This is a genomic window from Polaromonas glacialis (assembly GCF_000709345.1).
Taxonomy (GTDB): domain Bacteria; phylum Pseudomonadota; class Gammaproteobacteria; order Burkholderiales; family Burkholderiaceae_C; genus Polaromonas; species Polaromonas glacialis.
Genome location: NZ_KL448323.1, coordinates 3,392,251 through 3,408,311, shown reverse-complemented (window position 1 = coordinate 3,408,311; position 16,061 = coordinate 3,392,251). Strand labels below are relative to the sequence as shown.

Sequence of the window (16,061 nt, the reverse complement as noted above, 5' to 3'; positions counted from 1 at the left end):
ACGGCAAAGCCCGTTAATCTCGGGCCTTGGTGCAACTTACCGCAAAGGCGCAGATGCTTGATTTACTCGTCAAAAATGCCACCCTGCCCGATGGCCGGACCGGCATGTCAGTGGCCGTGCGCGATGGCCTGATCGCCGAAATCGCGCCCGGCCTGGACGCCCCGGCGCACGAGCTTGTCGACGCGGGCGGCTTCCTGCTGAGCCCGCCTTTCGTCGATGCCCATTTCCACATGGACGCCACGCTGAGCTACGGCCTGCCGCGTGTCAACGAAAGCGGCACGCTGCTCGAAGGCATCGCGCTGTGGGGCGAACTCAAACCCACGCTGACAGCCGACGCCATCATTGAACGCGCCCTCGCCTACTGCGACTGGGCCGTGGCCAAGGGCCTGCTGGCGATCCGCAGCCATGTCGATACCAGCGACCCCAGCCTGCTGCCGGTCGAGGCGCTGCTCGAAGTCAGGCGCCGCGTCGCGCCCTACATCGACCTGCAGCTGGTCGCCTTTCCGCAGGATGGCGTGTTGCGCTCCAAAGGCGGCCTGGAGAACCTGAAACGCGCGCTGAACCTGGGCGTGGACGTGGTCGGCGGCATTCCGCATTTCGAGCGCACCATGATTGATGGCGCGGTCAGTGTGCGGCTGCTGTGCGAACTGGCGGCCGAGCGCGGTCTGCTGGTGGACATGCACTGCGACGAGAGCGACGACCCGCTGTCACGCCACATCGAGACGCTGGCCTTCGAGGCGCAGCGGCTTGGCCTGCAGGGCCGCGTCAACGGCTCGCACTGCACGTCGATGCATTCCATGGACAACTATTACGTGAGCAAGCTGCTTCCGCTGATCGCCGAGAGCGGCGTCAGCGTCATCGCCAACCCGCTGATCAACGTCACGCTGCAGGGCCGCCACGACAGCTACCCGAAACGCCGGGGCATGACGCGCGTGCCCGAGCTGATGGCCGCCGGCGTGAACGTCGCCTTCGGCCACGACTGCGTGATGGACCCGTGGTATGGCATGGGTTCGGGCGACATGCTGGAGGTGGCGCACATGGGCCTGCACGTGGCGCAGATGACTAGCCAGCAAGGCATTCGTGCCTGCTTCGACGCGGTGACGGTGAATGCGGCGAAGGTGATGCATTTGCCGGGCTACGGACTTGATGCGGGCTGCGATGCGAGCTTCGTGCTGCTGCAGGCGCGGGATACGGTGGAGGCGATTCGGTTGCGGGCGAATCGGCTGAAGGTTTGGCGCAAGGGGGCGCTGGTGGCTGAGACGCCGGAGGTGGTGGCCCGGTTGACCGTCGTCAACCGACCCGCCAAGACCGCCTTCTTCAAGGTAAATTAGGAATTCTGACTGTCCCCTTGAGGAGCATCCCCCCTCAAGGCACCGGCAACACGATGTCCACCCGCCCGCCGCCCATCGCGCCGCGCGAGAGCTTCAGCTCTCCCTGGTGGCTGGCCACCAGGTCGCTCACCACTGCCAGCCCGACGCCGTGCCCGGGCACGCGCTCGTCCCCCCGCACGTGCAGCCGCAGCACCGACTCGGTGTCGCTGAACCCGGGGCCGTCGTCCTCGATGCGGAGGCACAAGCGCCCTGCTTCGCGCCACACCCGCACCAGGACCCGGTTGCGCGCCCACTTGGCCGCGTTGTCCAGCAGGTTGCCCAGCACCTCGAACAAGTCGCCCTCGTCAATGCGCCAGGCCAGGTCGGGCGGGCACTCGACGCTGAAGTCCAAGGCCTTATCGGCATAGACCTTGGCCAGCGCGTCGCGAATGCGCTCCACGATCGGCGCCACCAAAAGCGGCGGCGCAAAGCGCGCGGCGCCCCCGGCGATGGCGCGCCCCAGCTGGTGCTGCACGATGTCGTCCATGCGGCTCACCTGCTGGGCCACCGTTGCTGGCAGTTGCGCCGGCTCGGCCAGTGCGCTGCGCAGCACGGCCAGCGGGGTCTTCAGGCTGTGGGCCAGAAAGCTCAGCGCGTCGCGATGCCGGATCTGGCGCACCCGCTCCTGCTGGATCAGGGTGTTCAGGTTGTCCGTGAGCCCGGAGATTTCGGTGGGGTAACGGCCCTCGATGCGCGATTGCTCGCCCCCTTCGATGCGCCGGATCTCGCTAGCCACCTGCCGCAGCGGCGCCAGGCCCCACCGCAACAGCCACAGCTGTGCCAGCAACAGCAGCCCGGCGGCGCCTCCCAGCCAGAGCCACAGGGTGCGGGTGAAGGCGCTGACTTCGCGGTCGAAGGCCGCACGGTCTTCCAGTACCGTGAGCACCAGCGGTGCCTCACGCGCGGAGGCCTTCCAGATGACGGCATAGCTGACCGACAGGAAGGACCTGCCAGCCCCATCCGCCGTCTCGTTAAGCCATTGACCGGGTTGCAGGCTGCGCCGGAACGGTGGCTGTTGGCCCAGGGTCGAGGCCGACTGCCACTGCTCCCCCCGCACCACGTTGTAGATACCGGCGTACAGACCGGAACCCGGCAGCGACAGGCGCGGCTCCGCAAATGCCGGAGGCATCACCAGCGCACCGCCGGCATCGAGTTCGGCAGCTGCCAGCAGCAGATAGATGGTGCTCTGCAGGCGGCCGAAATAGGCCGCCCGCACGCTTTCGGCATTGGCACGCTGCACCGCCAGCCCTGCGCCCGTCATAAAGGCCAGCAGCATTAGCGCAGCACCCAGAAGCAGACGGGTACGGATGGCGTAGCCGGCCCTCATTTCAGGTTGAACCGGTAGCCGCGCCCTCGCACGGTCTCGATCGGGCCGAGGCTGCACTCCGGGTCTAGCTTGCGCCGCAGCCGGCCCACCAGCACCTCCAGCACGTTGCTGTCGCGGTCTTCCCCGTGCGGGTACAGGTAGTCCGACAGCGCCTGCCTGGTGACGATGGCCGGGCGCTGGCGCACCAGGGTTTCGAGCAGGCGATATTCAAAAGCCGTGAGCTCCAGCGCCGCGCCATTGAGCCGCACCGCCTGCGCTGTCAGGTCGATGCTGAGGGGACCAAGCGTCAGCATGTCAGAGGAAGCTCCGAGCGAGCGCCGCAGCAAGGCCTTGAGCCGCGCCGCCAGCTCCGGGTATTCGAAAGGCTTGACCAGGTAGTCGTCGGCACCGGCTTCCAGGCCGACCACCTTGTCTTGCCAGCTGCCGCGCGCGGTGAGGATCAGGATGGGTAGGGCGCGCCCCTCCTGCCGCAGGCGCTGCACGATGCTCAGCCCATTCAGCTTGGGCAGCCCCAGGTCGACGATGACGAGGTCTACCGGGTACTCGCGCGCCAGAAACAGGCCCTCTTCGCCGTCCCTGGCCTGGTCGACCCGGTAGCCATCGGCCTCCAGCTGGCGGGCCAGGGTGAGCCGCAGCGCGGCATCGTCCTCAATCAGCAACAGGCGCATGGGACTTAGGCTGCCGCAGGCCGGCCCTAGCGGACTTGGCCGGTGGCGACGTCCACCTGGATCACGCGCACCTCGCCAGCCGGCGTGACCACCTTGACGCGCCACACCGGCGGTCCCGAAGACTCGGACTTCTCGACCGACAGCACGCGGCCGCCACTGGCCCGCTGGGCCACTTCGGCCGCGTCGTCGCGACTCAGGTCGGCCCAGGCCAGGTTGGACGCCAGCAGCAAGGTGGCGCAGAGCAGTTTGGCAAATGCGTTCATCGGTTGTAAGCACCATAGTACTCGCGACCGCCACGGTCATCGCGCCTGCCTTGGTATTCGCTTGCGCCCTGGTACTCGCGCCCCACCGGCTCCACCGGCGCCACCGAGACGCGCACGGGCAAGGTGCGGCCCGGGTTCTCGCGGGTCACCGTGCTGTAGACCTGACCGCGGTACTCGTACTCGACCTGGTAGCCCGTGAGGCGGGTCTGCACGTCGTTGACGGTGCGGCAGTTCTGCACCTGGCGCTGCTGCTGCGGCGCTGCCTGTTGGTAGCCGCCCCAGCCGTTCTGGTTGGCAAAGTGCTCGCCGGTCAGCGCGCCGACCACGGCACCGACGGCGGTGGCGGCTTCGCGGCCGCGGCCCCCGCCGACCTGGTTGCCCAGCAACGCGCCGGCCACACCGCCGATCGCCAGCCCGCCATAATTGCGCGAAGCCGGCACGGCTTGCTGCTCGGTTACCCACTGGCTGGTGCACTCGTTGCGCGGCACGGAGATGTTCTCGTGCTGTGGGGTGACATTGCGCACGCGGGCAGTGTCGTTGAAGGTCTGGGCCTGGACGCCCGCCGCCAGCAGCGTGGTCAGGCAAAGAATGGCAGAACGTTTCATGGAGAGCTCCTTGGTTGATGTGAAACAGAGCTTACGAAGGAGTGGGTGAACAGAAGCTGAACGAAATCGATAAAAGGTTCGTCACGACCCCTACCCCAAGCGTCGCAGCATGACCCGCGTGCCCGAGCTGATGGCCGCCGGCGTGAATGTCGCCTTCGGCCACGACTGCGTGATGGACCCCTGGTACGGCATGGGCAGCGGCGACATGCTGGAAGTGGCGCACATGGGCCTGCACGTGGCGCAGATGACCAGCCAGAAAGGCATACGCGCGTGCTTCGACGCGGTGGCGGTGAATGCGGCCAAAGTGATGCACCTGCCCGGCTACGGCCTGGAGGCGGGCTGCGATGCGAGCTTCGTGCTGATGCAGGCGCGGGATGCGGTCGAGGCGATCCGGCTGCGGGCGAATCGGTTGAAGGTTTGGCGCAAGGGGACGCTGGTGGCGGAGACGGCGGAGGTGGTGGCGCGGTTGCTGCTGCCACAGCGGTCCTCGATCACCCGCTTCATGCCTTCTCGATAGGCTCCTTGCTGCTTTGGGCGTCGTTGGCCGGGTAAGGTGGACACTGCCGAATCAGCTTCTGGCTTTCAAGCTAAATCCAAGGATGGTCACTTTTTCCTTGAAGAAAACCGGCCGCTGGCGCTTATTTCAAACGGATTCAAACGGGTTGAAAAGCTCGACACCAAAATCAGAAAAATCCGCCACGTTGCGCGTCACCACCTTCAGTTGATGGCGAATGGCCGTTGCGGCGATCATCGCGTCTTCATACAGCGTGTCAGAGCGCCGGTGCATGAGCTTTGCCCAGTGGCGAAAGGTGGCTGCGTCCATCGGCAGCACGTTGTAAGACGCGGCCACCAGGTCAGCCCACTGCTCTATCTCCGCTGCCTTGGCCGCATCCTGGTCGCGCGTGAGTTCAATGCCCGCCTGAATCTCGCCCAGGCTGACCGCCGAAATGTGCAGCTCACTGTCAGCAACCGACTCCAGCCACGCCAGCACCGCGCCATGCGGCCTGGGCCGGCGCAGTTCAGAAATAACATTTGTGTCCAGCAAGTACACAGCGCTTACTCCAGCGCCTCAACCTGCCGCCGGCGGGCAGAACCACGCGGCGGCACCAAAAACTCGGTGCGGGCAGTGTCCGATAAAAGCAGTTCCTTCAGCGACGGCCTGGCAGCAGACTGCAATCGCTTCCACTCAGCCGCAGGCACCAGCACAGCTGCCTCCGCACCCCGGCGCGTGACCATCTGCGGACCGTCTGCCAGGCAGGCATCGAGGAACTCACTGAAACGCGCTTTTGCGTCTTGAACGGGCCATATATTCATGAGGGCACTCCTGATTTAACTAGTCATCTGCCTAGTCATTTTAATGTAAACCGGAATGCGTTGAGGCGACTTGCCGAAAATTGCGCACGAATGAAGTTCGTTTTTATCGAACAGTCGTTATGACATTTTTAGGTAACCACATTCAAAAATCCGTGCGCCATCAATGACAGAAAAAGACTGACAAGAGTCAGTCGACCTCCGGAACTGCTTGCTGCATTCCCGACATTGGGACCAGCAGCTTGACCGTCAGCAAAGGGGCGACGATTTCGATGAGCGCAGCACCGGCACCCGACCAAGAGCTGTCGCTGAATCTATTAAAACCAATGTCCGCTCTAGACTAATTCTGCTGAAAAACTCGATTTTGAGGGCGGGCTCCAAAAATTCCAGGCTTTAGAGGCCATCTAATTTCTCGGTAAGGGTCGACCATATGCTGCCCACTAGATTGCTGCCACGGCCTCGGTAAATGCTTTCACGAATGTCCCACTCCTTGCATTGCCCGCTGAGACGACAACCACGGCGATTTCTCTCATCCTGGAATTTGGAGTTTTTCAACAGAATTGACTGATTGCAGAAGTTCAGAATGGGCAACTGCTAGGTCCGCTCCAGGCCTGGGTGCGGTCGGTAATATTCAGCGGTTGAACGACCGCTCTTACTTCCAGGATGAACCAGCCTCAGCCCTTCCACCACCCCTTCACCGCTGCCCAGAAGCCCACTGGGTCACGCACAGTCGCAGACTTGCTTGTAGTCTCCCGGGGAGGCTGGAATGACGGCATCGCCGATGCTGCGGCTGGCGGGGCACTTGGAACGGATTTCTCGGCCGAGAAGTAAGCCGCCTTGTTTTGACGGTCGCGGGTCCGGCCGAGCTCGATGGCCGCATTCGACATGTTGCTGGCCCACGCAATCGCACCTCTATCAATAATGTAGTGGGAACGGCACGGAAGGCTCCAATTGCCTATTGATGGATTGAGCGAGATGGAATCACCGTCGAAGATCAGCGACCAGTAGGTGGGCGACAGAGGCGTGACCACCTCCTGGCCGCAGAAGGAGCTGCTCGCGCTTTTATCCACTGACCTGTAGGCTAGTTTGATAGATAAAAGTGACGGTTTTCAGCGACATGAAAGGCCACACGATTCATTTTTTGCCTTTTTCAGGGTTCATTTTGGCCGTCAGCCCAATCAATACGTGCGCAAGCAACTACTTATTTGGTAGCGTTTTTCGATAGCTTGCAAGGCCGTCAAAAATATTTGAGAAGATGTCGATTGCATGCAGCTTCGCGCATCACAGGGTTAGGCCCAGCAATGTTGCAGAGGGCCCATGACAACTTTATTTGGAGAAATACCATGCAATTCATGTTGATATTTAAAGAAACTGACAGCGATGTGGCCCAGAAGACCAACCCCCAGGCGTCCCCCGCTTACTGGGGAGCGTGGAACGCCTACGTTGGCGCATTGGGCCAGGCCGGGGTGATCGTCAGCGGCAACGGCTTGCAAGAGCCGCACACCGCCACCCATGTGCAAATGCGCGGCGGCAAACGGGTGATTCACGATGGCCCTTACGCAGACACCAAAGAGCACCTCGGGGGCTACTTCATCATTGAAGTACCCGGCCTGGACGAAGCACTGACCTGGGCGGCACGTAGCCCGAATGCGGCGACGGGTACAACGGAAGTACGCCCTGTGCTGCCACCCCCGGTTGCATCGTAAAGCGCACCACGCAGCATGCTGGGTGCCAGCTTTCGGGGCGATGCGGACCATGCGGTAGAACGAGCCGCCCGGGAGTCTTACGGGCGGCTGGTGTCCTACCTGGCGTGGCAGTGGCGTGACATTGCTGCTGCGCAAGATGCGCTGGGCGATGCGCTGGTCAAAGCACTGGAGACCTGGCCACGTGAAGGTGTTCCAGATTCGCCAGATGCCTGGCTGCTGACGGTGGCAAAGCGGCAGTTGCTCCAGATGGCCCGGCATGACAAGGTACGCTTTGACCCAGCAGTCACCGCACTGTTGGCAAAAGACGAGGCCGAAGTACACACCTTCACTATCCCCGATGCGCGGCTCAAGCTGTTGTTTGTCTGCGCGCACCCGGCGATTGATGAAAAAGTACGCATTCCATTGATGTTGCAAACCGTCCTTGGTCTGGAGGTGGCCGATATGGCGCACGCCCTGCTGCTGTCGCCCACAACGCTGGCCCAGCGGCTGGTACGCGCCAAACAGAAAATCCGAAGCACCGGCCTGCGCTTTGACGAACCCGAAGCGCGCGAGTTGCCGGAGCGCCTGCACCATGTGCTGGAAAGTATTTACGGGGCTTTTGGCTTGAGCGTGGACGCCATGGACGGCGCAGAGGCACGCGTGCTCGACCTGAAACACGAGGCCTTGTATCTGTGCAGCATCGTTTGCCAGTTACTGCCCGAGTCAGCTGAAGCCAAAGGCCTGCTGGCGCTGATGACCTTCAGCAATGCCAGACGCGCCGCACAGGTGGATGCGCATGACCGCTTTGTGCCCTTAGCCCAGCAAGACGTCCTACTTTGGGACAAAAATGCCATCGTGCAAGCCGACCAGTTGCTGTGGGTGGCTGCGCAGTCGCGCACTCCGGGCCCTTTTCAATTGGAGGCAGCGGTTCAGTCGGCCCACTGCCACAGACTTTTTACCGGGCAAACACCGTGGCAAGGCATTGCCGACCTGTACCGGCAGATCAATATGTTTTACCCCACCGAGGGCGCCTGTGTGGCAGGTGCGGTTGCATTGGCCGAGGCGGGAGACGTCGCAGCTGGACTCCAACAGCTTGATACGATGAATCGGGACACCGTCAAAAGCTTTCAACCCTGGTGGGTGGCGCGTGGCTACCTGCTGTCAAAGCTGGACAAGCAGTCGCTGAACGCAGCAGACGCGGCCTATCAAACCGCGATAGGCCTAACCACCCAGCAGAAAATCAGGGATTACCTTGAAAGCGTCAGGGCTGGGTTAAATTGAGATTGGTTCAGCTCACGAACGACCGCTGACGGGCAAGTCAACCGTTGAAATTCAACATCCATAAAGCTGCCGCTCGCCAAGGGCAGGTATCGCTGCATTCCGGCTGTTCCCGATAAATTTTTTCCGTTGACGTGGTCGATCTCACTGGACTTATCGCATGTCCAGTCTTGCAATGGTGGATAAAAACTGACCAGACAAGATTTGAACAATGCTGATGTCGGCCACGCCCAAGGCGTTTAGGAAGTTTTACATACTCCTCATGATTTGTTCAAATATTATTGAACAAATCACGCTATTTGCTAAGCTATGCGATATGCCACAAGTAGCCTCAGCCCTTGAAACCCTGCCACCCGCCGCCACAGCCGCACTGCGAAAACTCGGTGCTGACCTCGCCACCGCCCGCAAGCGGCGCAAACAACCGCTGCGCGCATGGGCGACGCGGCTGGACATTTCCGTTCCCACGCTCATGAAGATGGAAAAGGGTGACGCGGCGGTGTCCATCGGCGTGTACGCCACGGCGCTCTGGATCATCGGTCGCCATGAAGCCCTGGCCCTGGTGGCCGATCCGAAAGAGGATGTTGCTGCGCTCGAAAACGAGATCAGTGCAGCGGCGCAGCGGCACCGCCGCAGCCCGGCAAAGCCGAAGGACTGAGCAACATGGCTGACAACTACATTCTCCAAGACCGCCTGTTCCTTTGGTGGCTTGGCGATCCTGCGCAGCCGCGCCCGGTCGGTGAACTAGGCCTGGCTGCCGGGGGCCGTGCCGTGTCCTTGCGCTACTCGCCCGACTGGCTGCGCTCCGGCTTTGCACTGAGCGAAGACCTGCCATTAACGGGCGATCTGTTCGTGCCGTGCGAAAAAGACTGTGCGGCGGGCGCCGTGGACGATGCCCGCCCCGACCGCTGGGGCGAGCGGGTGATCCGCAGGTTTGAGCCCTCGCCAAGGCTGTCGATTCTGGAGTTTTTGCTGTTTGCGGGCGATGAGCGCTACGGCGCGCTGGGGGTCAGCTTGCGCGCCGATGGCTACACGCCATGGCGCAGCGGGCCGATGCCCGGTCTTGACAGCCTTCAGGAGATGGCTGAAGTCGTGCGAAAAATTCTGGCGAACGAGGCCGTACCGGAGTTGCAAAGGCGACTTGTGCGGCCCGGCGCATCGCTGGGCGGCGCGCGCCCCAAATCGCTGATCACCATCAACGACGAGCCCTGGCTGGTGAAGTTTTCCGAAGGCGAAGAGATCGACACGCCGCTGATCGAACATGCCACCATGGAACTGGCCCGTTCCTGCGGCATTGAGGTGGCAACGACCCGGGCGCTGCCGGTGGGCTCTGGCCATGCCGTGGCGGTGCGCAGGTTCGACCGGGCTGGTCAGGCGCGGCTGCATGCGGTTTCGGCGCATGTCGCCCTGCGCGCCGCCGGTGAAGACCTGGGCTATCCGCAACTCGCGCAACTGCTGCGCCGGGTGGCGCCCGCCCAAGAGATTCGCAGCCAGCAGGCGCAACTCTTCCGGCGCATGGTGTTCAACATCCTCATGGACAACACCGACGACCATGAAAAAAACCATGCGCTGCTGCGGCAGTCCGACGGCCACTACCGACTGTCGCCGGCATTCGATGTGGTGCCCAGCGCGCAGGGGCTGGGCTATCAGGCGATGCTTGTCGGCGACCAGGCCACCGAATCCACGCTGGCCAACGCGCTGTCGCAGGCGCGCCAGTTCGGGCTGAAGCTTGATGCCGCGCGCACGATCATCAGCGAGGCGGCTTTGCGAGTTGCTACTTGGAAAGAAGCGTTTTCAGCCAAAGGGGTGGCGGCAAGCGACATTGACCTGCTGGCGCAGTACATCGACGGCGACAGACTGCGCCGCCAGCGGGAAGCGTTTTCGGCACGTTAAGGATGTGGCTAAAAATAACTTCCCGATTTCCAGACGCGTGCTGCGCCCGGCTTCGTCATGCGGCTGGATTCCCGCCGTCGCGGGAATGACGGGCAGGAAGTTATCGGTGCCTAGGTGATCTGAACGATGACCGAACCTTCCGCTACGTCCGGCGGGCTGGCGTGGGTAGTCGAGGCATTTTTCTGGATCCATTCGCGCGCGACTTTCAAGCTCTCGTCCGCGCCTGCCTTGTCCGTGCAAACCGTGACCGACATACCGCCCTCACCCTGACGCAGCAGCGTGTAGCTGACGAGGCCAGGCACTTTGCGCAGGGTGGCTTCGACGTCGGCCTTCTGCGCTTCCAAAACATCGAAAAGCTGCGTTGCGCCAGCACCCGAGTAGGTTCTTACAACCGCATGCATAGCCATCTCCTTGGTGGGTTATTGTCTTGAAGAAAATCCAGATCCGCCGAGGGCCGCTTGTCGCCTGGGTTGGCGTCCCTCTCGCCAGAAAATAGCCTCAAGCTCGACGCGAACAGCCTGTTTGGCAGCAATCACTGGGGTCGTGCCTGAAATTCAAATGCAGGCCAGATCAAGTATCCCGTGCGGTCCCGATCAAGCCGCACGCTTGCGGTTTATGTTACGTCTGTGTTCAAAGGGAACACCGCAACAGGCTACCTATCGCACTGCGACAAAGCCTTGTCTGTCGGGAACCGCTCACTCCAGGCGCAAACCAGACGGCCAATGACCTGCCAGACGCTGCACCCGCCTGCCCGGCATGCAGCGCCGCAAGCCCACAAACGCAGCCAGCGGGTAAAGTGAACCAACTCAACCACGGGCCACCCCATGAACCCCATCAACCTCCACCAGATCGCCGTCGAGGCCATGCGCACCCGGGGCCTGCTGCCCGCCTTCGCGCCCCAGGCCCTGCAAGAGGCCGAGGACGCGCGCCAGACTATTCCTGAACGCAGCAGCGCCATCCGCGACCTGCGCCACCTGACCTGGTTTTCCATCGACAACGACGACACGCGCGACCTGGACCAGCTGAGCGTGGCCGAGCCGCTGGCCGCCAGCAGCACGCGCCTGCTGGTGGCGGTGGCCGACGTGGACACCAAGGTGGCGCCCGGCGGCGCAGTGGACGACCATGCGGGCGCCAACACCACCTCGGTGTACACGGCGGCCGGGGTGTTCCCGATGCTGCCCGAGGTGCTGTCGAACGACCTCACCTCGCTGCATGAAGGCCAAGAGCGGCTGGCCGTGGTGGTTGACATGCAGGTCGAGGCGGACGGCACGGTGTCCGCGTCCAGCGTCTACCGCGCATTGGTGTTCAACCGCGCCAAGCTCACCTACGACGGCGTGTCGGCCTGGCTCGACGGCACGGCGCCCCCGCCGCCGCAGATCGCCAGCGTGCCGGGACTGGAGGCGCAGCTTCGTTTGCACGACGCACTGGCGGGTGCGTTGCGGCAATGGCGCCAGACGCGCGGCGCGCTCAATGTCAACACGGTGTCCGCGCGCCCGGTGTTCGATGAAAGCGGTCAATTGGTAGACCTGCGCCCCGACCACAAAAACCGCGCCAAGGACCTGATCGCCGACCTGATGATCGCGGCCAACGGCGCGACGGCGCGGTATCTGGCAGACCAGGGCTTCCCGTCGCTGCGCCGCTTTTTGCAGGCGCCGCGCCGCTGGGACCGCATCGCCCTGCTGGCGGCCAGCCACGATGTGCAACTGCCGGCAACGCCCGATCCGCTGGCGCTGGACCGCTTCCTGAACGCGCGCCGGCTGGCCGACCCGGCCGGGTTTGCCGACCTGTCGCTGGCGGTGGTCAAGCTGCTGGGCTCGGGCGAATACGCAGCCGCGCCCGCCACGGCGGACGGTGCCAACGGACTGGGGCACTTCGGGCTGGCGGTGAACGACTACGCGCATTCGACCGCGCCCAACCGGCGCTTTCCCGACCTGGTGACCCAGCGCCTGCTGAAGGCCGCCATCGCGGGCGAGGCGCCGCCCTATTCGGCCGGACAACTCACCGAAATCGCCAGGCACTGCACGCTGCAGGAGGACAACGCCAGCAAGGTCGAGCGCCAGGTGCTCAAGGCGGCGGGCGCCTGGCTGCTGCACGGGCGCATCGGCGAAGTGTTCGATGCCCTGGTCACCGGCGCGGCGCCGAAAGGGACTTTTGTGCGCATTACAAGCCCCATGCTCGAAGGCCGCGTGGTGCGCGGCTTCGAGGGGCTGGACGTGGGCGATGCGGCGCAGGTCAGGCTGCTGGCGGTGGATGCGGAAAAAAGCTTCATCGACTTTGAACGCGCCTGATCGGGGGCACGGCCCGGGGATCGGAATGTAACGTGTGGTGAAAAACCCTTGCAGTCGCGCCGGCCAGCGCCATCTGCGCTGGACACGGGTCCATCGGGAGCCGATCAGGAAGGATGTTGATTGCCATGTTGAAACGCTTGACCCTGCTTTGGACGCTCGTGCGCGGCGACGCGCGGCAGTTGTGGTTCGCGCTGCGCCACCCGGACGCGCCGGGCTGGCTGAAGTGGGGGTGCGCACTGATCGCGCTGTACCTGTTTTCGCCCATCGACCTGATTCCCGACGTGCTGCCCGTGATCGGCATGGTCGATGACCTGGTGCTGGTGCCGCTGGCGATCCGCTGGCTGCTCAATCGCCTGCCGCCGCACATTGCCCAGGCGGCGACCCGGCGGCGCGCGGGCTGAACCCAAACAGCGTCTGAATTGAGCGCCCATGCCGAACGGCAGGACGCTGCCACAAGTTTGGGCATGAGGCACGGTTTCGGGGCGTGCATGCAGGGCATCGATAGCTTGCCGCCCTGGAATTGATGGGCGGCGGAAGCCTCAAGCACTGGATTTCCCTATCTACCCGGTGGCACATGACTTGCTAAAGTGACTTTAACCTGACCAAGCAGTCAGCTTTAAAGCCAAATTGTCATGACAGGAGCCGCCAGCGTGTCCACCCCCTTCATTTCCGACATCCGCCCGGGCCGGCTGAATGCTGCCGACTATGCGCTGCATTTCGCCGATGCCAGCCCGCTTCTTACGCCCGCGCAGGCGCTGCTCGAAGCCGAGCGCTGCCTCTACTGCTTCGACGCGCCGTGCGTGACCGCCTGCCCGACCGGCATCGACGTGCCGTCGTTCATCCGCCGCATCACCGACGGCAACCTGCGCGGCGCGGCGCGAACGATTCTCGAATCCAACCCGCTGGGCGGCATGTGCGCCCGGGTCTGCCCGACCGAAACGCTGTGCGAACAGGCCTGCGTCCGCACCACGCAGGAAGGCAAACCGGTCGCCATCGGCCGGCTGCAGCGCCATGCGGTCGATGCGCTCATGGACAGCAGCCGGCCGCAGTTGTTCACCCGCGCACCGCCGACCGGCCGCAAGGTGGCGGTCGTCGGCGCCGGGCCGGCCGGGCTGGCCTGTGCGCACACGCTGGCGCTGCAGGGCCATGAGGTGGTGGTGTTCGATGCGCGGCCGAAAGCCGGCGGGCTCAACGAATACGGCCTGGCCGCGTACAAGACGCCCGACAATTTCGCCCAGCGCGAACTGCAGTGGCTGCTGGCCGTAGGTGGCATCGAGATTCGCACACAGTGGAAGCTCGAATCGGTTGCCCAGCTCGACGCGCTGCGCCAGGACCACGGCGCCGTGTTCCTCGGCATGGGCCTGGCCACAACGCAAAAGCTCGGCGTGCCGGGCGAGGACCTGGCCGGCGTGGAAGACGCGGTGGACTTCATCGCCCGGCTGCGACAGTGCGAGGACAAGTCAACGCTTCCCATCGGCCGGCGCGTGGTGGTGATTGGCGGCGGCATGACGGCGGTCGATGCGGCCGTGCAAAGCCGGCTGCTGGGCGCCGAGAGCGTACACATCGTCTACCGGCGCGGCCCGGAATCCATGTCCGCATCAAGCGATGAACAACACTGGGCGCAAACCCATGGCGTGACGATCCGCCACTGGCTCGCGCCCATCGAGGTGACCGGCGCGAACGGCCAGGCCAGCGGCGTGATGTTTGCGCGCCAGGCGCTGGTCGATGGCCAACTGCAAGCAACGGGCGACACCGAATTCATCGCCGCCGACATGGTGTTCAAGGCCATCGGCCAGAAGCTGGGCAATCCGGTGCTGATTGACGCCGGCTTTGCGATGCAGGGCGGGCGCCTGTTGACCGCCGAAGACGGCGCCACCAGCCTGCCCGGCGTCTGGGCCGGCGGCGACTGCCGCGCCGGCGGACTCGATTTAACGGTGGAAGCCGTGGCGCACGGCAAAAGCGCCGCCGAAGCCATCCACGCCCAGTTCAGCCGCTGAGCGGCCCAGCCAGCCCCGAACCCCTTCGCATCCGGAGTCCCCATGGCCAACCTGCAAACGAATTTCATCGGCATCCACAGCCCCAACCCGTTCTGGCTGGCGTCCGCGCCGCCCACCGACAAGGCCTACAACGTGAATCGCGCGTTTGAAGCCGGCTGGGGCGGCGTGGTCTGGAAGACACTGGGCGAGGCCGGGCCGCCACTGGTCAACGTCAACGGCCCGCGCTACGGCGCGCTGCTGTCGCCCGACCGCCGGCTGCTGGGTTTCAACAACATCGAACTCATCACCGACCGCGACCTGGACATCAACCTCAGGGAAATCATCCAGGTCAAGCGCGACTGGCCCGACCGCGCGCTGGTCGTGTCGTTGATGGTGCCGTGCGACGAGGCCTCGTGGAAAAACATCCTGGCCCGCGTCGAGGACACCGGCGCCGATGGCATCGAGCTGAACTTCGGCTGCCCGCACGGCATGAGCGAGCGCGGCATGGGCTCGGCCGTCGGCCAGGTGCCCGAATACATCCAGCAGGTCACCGAATGGTGCAAGCACTACAGCCGGCTGCCGGTGATCGTCAAGCTCACGCCCAATATTTCCGACATCCGCCAGCCCGCCCGGGCCGCCAAACGCGGCGGGGCCGATGCGGTGTCGCTCATCAACACCATCAACTCCATCATGGGCGTGGACCCGTATTCGCTGACCATGCTGCCCTCGACCGGCGGCAAGGGCTCGCACGGCGGCTACTGCGGCCCGGCGGTCAAGCCGATTGCGCTGAACATGGTCGCCGAAATCGCCCGCGACCCGGAGACGGCGGGCCTGCCGATCTCGGGTATCGGCGGCATCGGCAGCTGGCGCGATGCGTTTGAGTTCATCGCGCTGGGCGCGGGCACGGTGCAGGTCTGCACGGCGGCCATGGTCTACGGCTTCAAGGTCGTACAGGAAATGAAAAGCGGCCTGTCGGATTACATGGACGAGATGGGTTTCACCTCGATTGACGACTTCCGGGGCCGCGCCGTGCCGACCGTGACCAACTGGAGCAGTCTCAACCTCAACCATGTTTCCAAGGCCGTCATCAACCAGGACAGCTGCATTTCATGCGGCCGCTGCCACATCGCCTGCGAAGACACCTCGCACCAGGCCATCACCGCCCTGAAGGACAGCAAGCGTCACTTTGAGGTGAAGGAAGACGAATGCGTGGGCTGCAACCTGTGTACGCTGGTGTGTCCGGTGCCCGAATGCATCACCCTGCGCACGCTGGCGCCCGGAGAAATGGACCTGCGCACCGGCCGCATGGTGAGCGGCCAGCACGCCGACTGGACGACGCATGCCAACAACCCGATGCGCGTGGGCGTTTAAGCATCAAATCGGCCTCTTGCGCTTATTCC

General features: G+C 63.9%; 17 protein-coding genes and 2 pseudogenes. 11 read left to right on the top strand and 8 right to left on the bottom strand.

Going from position 1 to position 16,061, the window contains the following annotated elements; genetic code table 11:
- Nucleotides 1-53: 53 nt before the first annotated feature.
- Complete coding sequence (locus EC86_RS0116750; RefSeq protein WP_029526932.1) at nt 54-1,331, top strand: amidohydrolase family protein; 1,278 nt, start codon at nt 54-56, stop codon at nt 1,329-1,331.
- Between the two features lie 34 nt (nt 1,332-1,365).
- On the opposite strand, the gene EC86_RS0116745 is transcribed toward EC86_RS0116750, so the two are convergent.
- The 4 genes from EC86_RS0116745 to EC86_RS0116730 are packed head-to-tail and all read right to left on the bottom strand — an operon-like array spanning nt 1,366 to nt 4,233.
- The gene (locus EC86_RS0116745) at nt 1,366-2,697 is read right to left on the bottom strand and encodes an ATP-binding protein (RefSeq protein WP_029526931.1); all 1,332 of its coding nucleotides are present in this window, start codon (nt 2,695-2,697) and stop codon (nt 1,366-1,368) included.
- Entirely contained in the window at nt 2,694-3,365 is a 672-nt protein-coding gene (locus EC86_RS0116740) for a response regulator transcription factor (RefSeq protein WP_029526930.1), read from the bottom strand. The genes EC86_RS0116745 and EC86_RS0116740 overlap by 4 nt, the downstream gene beginning before the upstream one ends.
- A 26-nt stretch (nt 3,366-3,391) precedes the next feature.
- Entirely contained in the window at nt 3,392-3,628 is a 237-nt protein-coding gene (locus tag EC86_RS0116735) for a PepSY domain-containing protein (protein WP_029526929.1), read from the bottom strand.
- Entirely contained in the window at nt 3,625-4,233 is a 609-nt protein-coding gene (locus EC86_RS0116730; protein ID WP_036772309.1) for a glycine zipper 2TM domain-containing protein, read from the bottom strand. Before EC86_RS0116730 ends, EC86_RS0116735 begins: the two co-directional genes overlap by 4 nt.
- Nucleotides 4,234-4,312: 79 nt before the next feature.
- On the opposite strand from EC86_RS0116730, the pseudogene EC86_RS0116725 reads away from it, so the two are divergent.
- Nucleotides 4,313-4,750 (top strand): annotated as a pseudogene (locus tag EC86_RS0116725) (amidohydrolase family protein); the annotation flags it as partial.
- Nucleotides 4,751-4,876: 126 nt separating this feature from the next.
- On the opposite strand, the gene EC86_RS0116720 reads toward EC86_RS0116725, so the two are convergent.
- From EC86_RS0116720 to EC86_RS29975, 3 genes are all read right to left on the bottom strand, one after another.
- Nucleotides 4,877-5,284 carry a type II toxin-antitoxin system VapC family toxin gene (locus EC86_RS0116720; protein ID WP_029526926.1) on the bottom strand — a complete coding sequence of 136 codons (408 nt, stop codon included), beginning with the start codon at nt 5,282-5,284 and terminating at the stop codon, nt 4,877-4,879.
- Nucleotides 5,285-5,289: 5 nt separating this feature from the next.
- Nucleotides 5,290-5,547 (bottom strand): type II toxin-antitoxin system Phd/YefM family antitoxin, encoded by a 258-nt coding sequence (locus tag EC86_RS0116715; RefSeq protein WP_029526925.1) that lies wholly within the window; start codon nt 5,545-5,547, stop codon nt 5,290-5,292.
- Nucleotides 5,548-6,218: 671 nt separating this feature from the next.
- Nucleotides 6,219-6,575: a ubiquitination-like system serine protease family protein gene (locus EC86_RS29975; protein WP_232229922.1), complete on the bottom strand. Its 357-nt coding sequence runs from the start codon at nt 6,573-6,575 to the stop codon at nt 6,219-6,221.
- Nucleotides 6,576-6,887: 312 nt separating this feature from the next.
- Here EC86_RS29975 and EC86_RS0116705 point away from each other — a divergent pair, with 312 nt between their 5' ends.
- The 5 genes and pseudogenes from EC86_RS0116705 (at nt 6,888) to EC86_RS0116690 (ending at nt 10,397) form a co-directional block, all read left to right on the top strand.
- Complete coding sequence (locus EC86_RS0116705; protein WP_029526922.1) at nt 6,888-7,250, top strand: YciI family protein; 363 nt, start codon at nt 6,888-6,890, stop codon at nt 7,248-7,250.
- A 15-nt stretch (nt 7,251-7,265) separates the two neighbouring features.
- Nucleotides 7,266-7,496 (top strand): annotated as a pseudogene (locus tag EC86_RS30570) (sigma factor); the annotation flags it as partial.
- The gene (locus EC86_RS0116700) at nt 7,497-8,510 is read left to right on the top strand and encodes an RNA polymerase sigma factor (RefSeq protein WP_232229921.1); all 1,014 of its coding nucleotides are present in this window, start codon (nt 7,497-7,499) and stop codon (nt 8,508-8,510) included.
- Between the two features lie 208 nt (nt 8,511-8,718).
- Nucleotides 8,719-9,162: an XRE family transcriptional regulator gene (locus tag EC86_RS0116695; RefSeq protein WP_232229920.1), complete on the top strand. Its 444-nt coding sequence runs from the start codon at nt 8,719-8,721 to the stop codon at nt 9,160-9,162.
- 5 nt (nt 9,163-9,167) lie between these two features.
- Entirely contained in the window at nt 9,168-10,397 is a 1,230-nt protein-coding gene (locus EC86_RS0116690) for a type II toxin-antitoxin system HipA family toxin (RefSeq protein ID WP_029526916.1), read from the top strand.
- Between the two features lie 110 nt (nt 10,398-10,507).
- Here EC86_RS0116690 and EC86_RS0116685 read toward each other — a convergent pair whose 3' ends face one another.
- Entirely contained in the window at nt 10,508-10,798 is a 291-nt protein-coding gene (locus EC86_RS0116685; protein WP_029526915.1) for a hypothetical protein, read from the bottom strand.
- Between the two features lie 423 nt (nt 10,799-11,221).
- On the opposite strand from EC86_RS0116685, the gene EC86_RS0116680 reads away from it, so the two are divergent.
- The 4 genes from EC86_RS0116680 (at nt 11,222) to preA (ending at nt 16,032) form a co-directional block, all read left to right on the top strand.
- Nucleotides 11,222-12,685 (top strand): RNB domain-containing ribonuclease, encoded by a 1,464-nt coding sequence (locus EC86_RS0116680; protein WP_029526914.1) that lies wholly within the window; start codon nt 11,222-11,224, stop codon nt 12,683-12,685.
- A 125-nt stretch (nt 12,686-12,810) separates the two neighbouring features.
- The gene (locus EC86_RS0116675) at nt 12,811-13,086 is read left to right on the top strand and encodes a YkvA family protein (RefSeq protein ID WP_029526912.1); all 276 of its coding nucleotides are present in this window, start codon (nt 12,811-12,813) and stop codon (nt 13,084-13,086) included.
- Nucleotides 13,087-13,335: 249 nt separating this feature from the next.
- A complete protein-coding gene (locus EC86_RS0116670) occupies nt 13,336-14,682 on the top strand; it encodes an NAD(P)-dependent oxidoreductase (protein WP_232229919.1) in 1,347 nt (448 codons plus the stop codon).
- Between the two features lie 42 nt (nt 14,683-14,724).
- Entirely contained in the window at nt 14,725-16,032 is a 1,308-nt protein-coding gene (gene preA / locus EC86_RS0116665; RefSeq protein WP_029526910.1) for an NAD-dependent dihydropyrimidine dehydrogenase subunit PreA, read from the top strand.
- The last annotated feature ends 29 nt before the right edge of the window (nt 16,033-16,061 follow it).

What these genes read in the sequence shown, in the direction of transcription:
- EC86_RS0116750 (WP_029526932.1), top strand. Translation starts at nt 54, where the DNA reads ATGCTTGATTTACTCGTCAAAAATGCCACCCTGCCCGATGGCCGGACC.
- EC86_RS0116745 (WP_029526931.1), bottom strand. Translation starts at nt 2,697, where the DNA reads ATGAGGGCCGGCTACGCCATCCGTACCCGTCTGCTTCTGGGTGCTGCG.
- EC86_RS0116740 (WP_029526930.1), bottom strand. Translation starts at nt 3,365, where the DNA reads ATGCGCCTGTTGCTGATTGAGGACGATGCCGCGCTGCGGCTCACCCTG.
- EC86_RS0116735 (WP_029526929.1), bottom strand. Translation starts at nt 3,628, where the DNA reads ATGAACGCATTTGCCAAACTGCTCTGCGCCACCTTGCTGCTGGCGTCC.
- EC86_RS0116730 (WP_036772309.1), bottom strand. Translation starts at nt 4,233, where the DNA reads ATGAAACGTTCTGCCATTCTTTGCCTGACCACGCTGCTGGCGGCGGGC.
- EC86_RS0116715 (WP_029526925.1), bottom strand. Translation starts at nt 5,547, where the DNA reads ATGAATATATGGCCCGTTCAAGACGCAAAAGCGCGTTTCAGTGAGTTC.
- EC86_RS0116705 (WP_029526922.1), top strand. Translation starts at nt 6,888, where the DNA reads ATGCAATTCATGTTGATATTTAAAGAAACTGACAGCGATGTGGCCCAG.
- EC86_RS0116700 (WP_232229921.1), top strand. Translation starts at nt 7,497, where the DNA reads ATGGCCCGGCATGACAAGGTACGCTTTGACCCAGCAGTCACCGCACTG.
- EC86_RS0116695 (WP_232229920.1), top strand. Translation starts at nt 8,719, where the DNA reads ATGCTGATGTCGGCCACGCCCAAGGCGTTTAGGAAGTTTTACATACTC.
- EC86_RS0116690 (WP_029526916.1), top strand. Translation starts at nt 9,168, where the DNA reads ATGGCTGACAACTACATTCTCCAAGACCGCCTGTTCCTTTGGTGGCTT.
- EC86_RS0116685 (WP_029526915.1), bottom strand. Translation starts at nt 10,798, where the DNA reads ATGCATGCGGTTGTAAGAACCTACTCGGGTGCTGGCGCAACGCAGCTT.
- EC86_RS0116680 (WP_029526914.1), top strand. Translation starts at nt 11,222, where the DNA reads ATGAACCCCATCAACCTCCACCAGATCGCCGTCGAGGCCATGCGCACC.
- EC86_RS0116675 (WP_029526912.1), top strand. Translation starts at nt 12,811, where the DNA reads ATGTTGAAACGCTTGACCCTGCTTTGGACGCTCGTGCGCGGCGACGCG.
- preA (WP_029526910.1), top strand. Translation starts at nt 14,725, where the DNA reads ATGGCCAACCTGCAAACGAATTTCATCGGCATCCACAGCCCCAACCCG.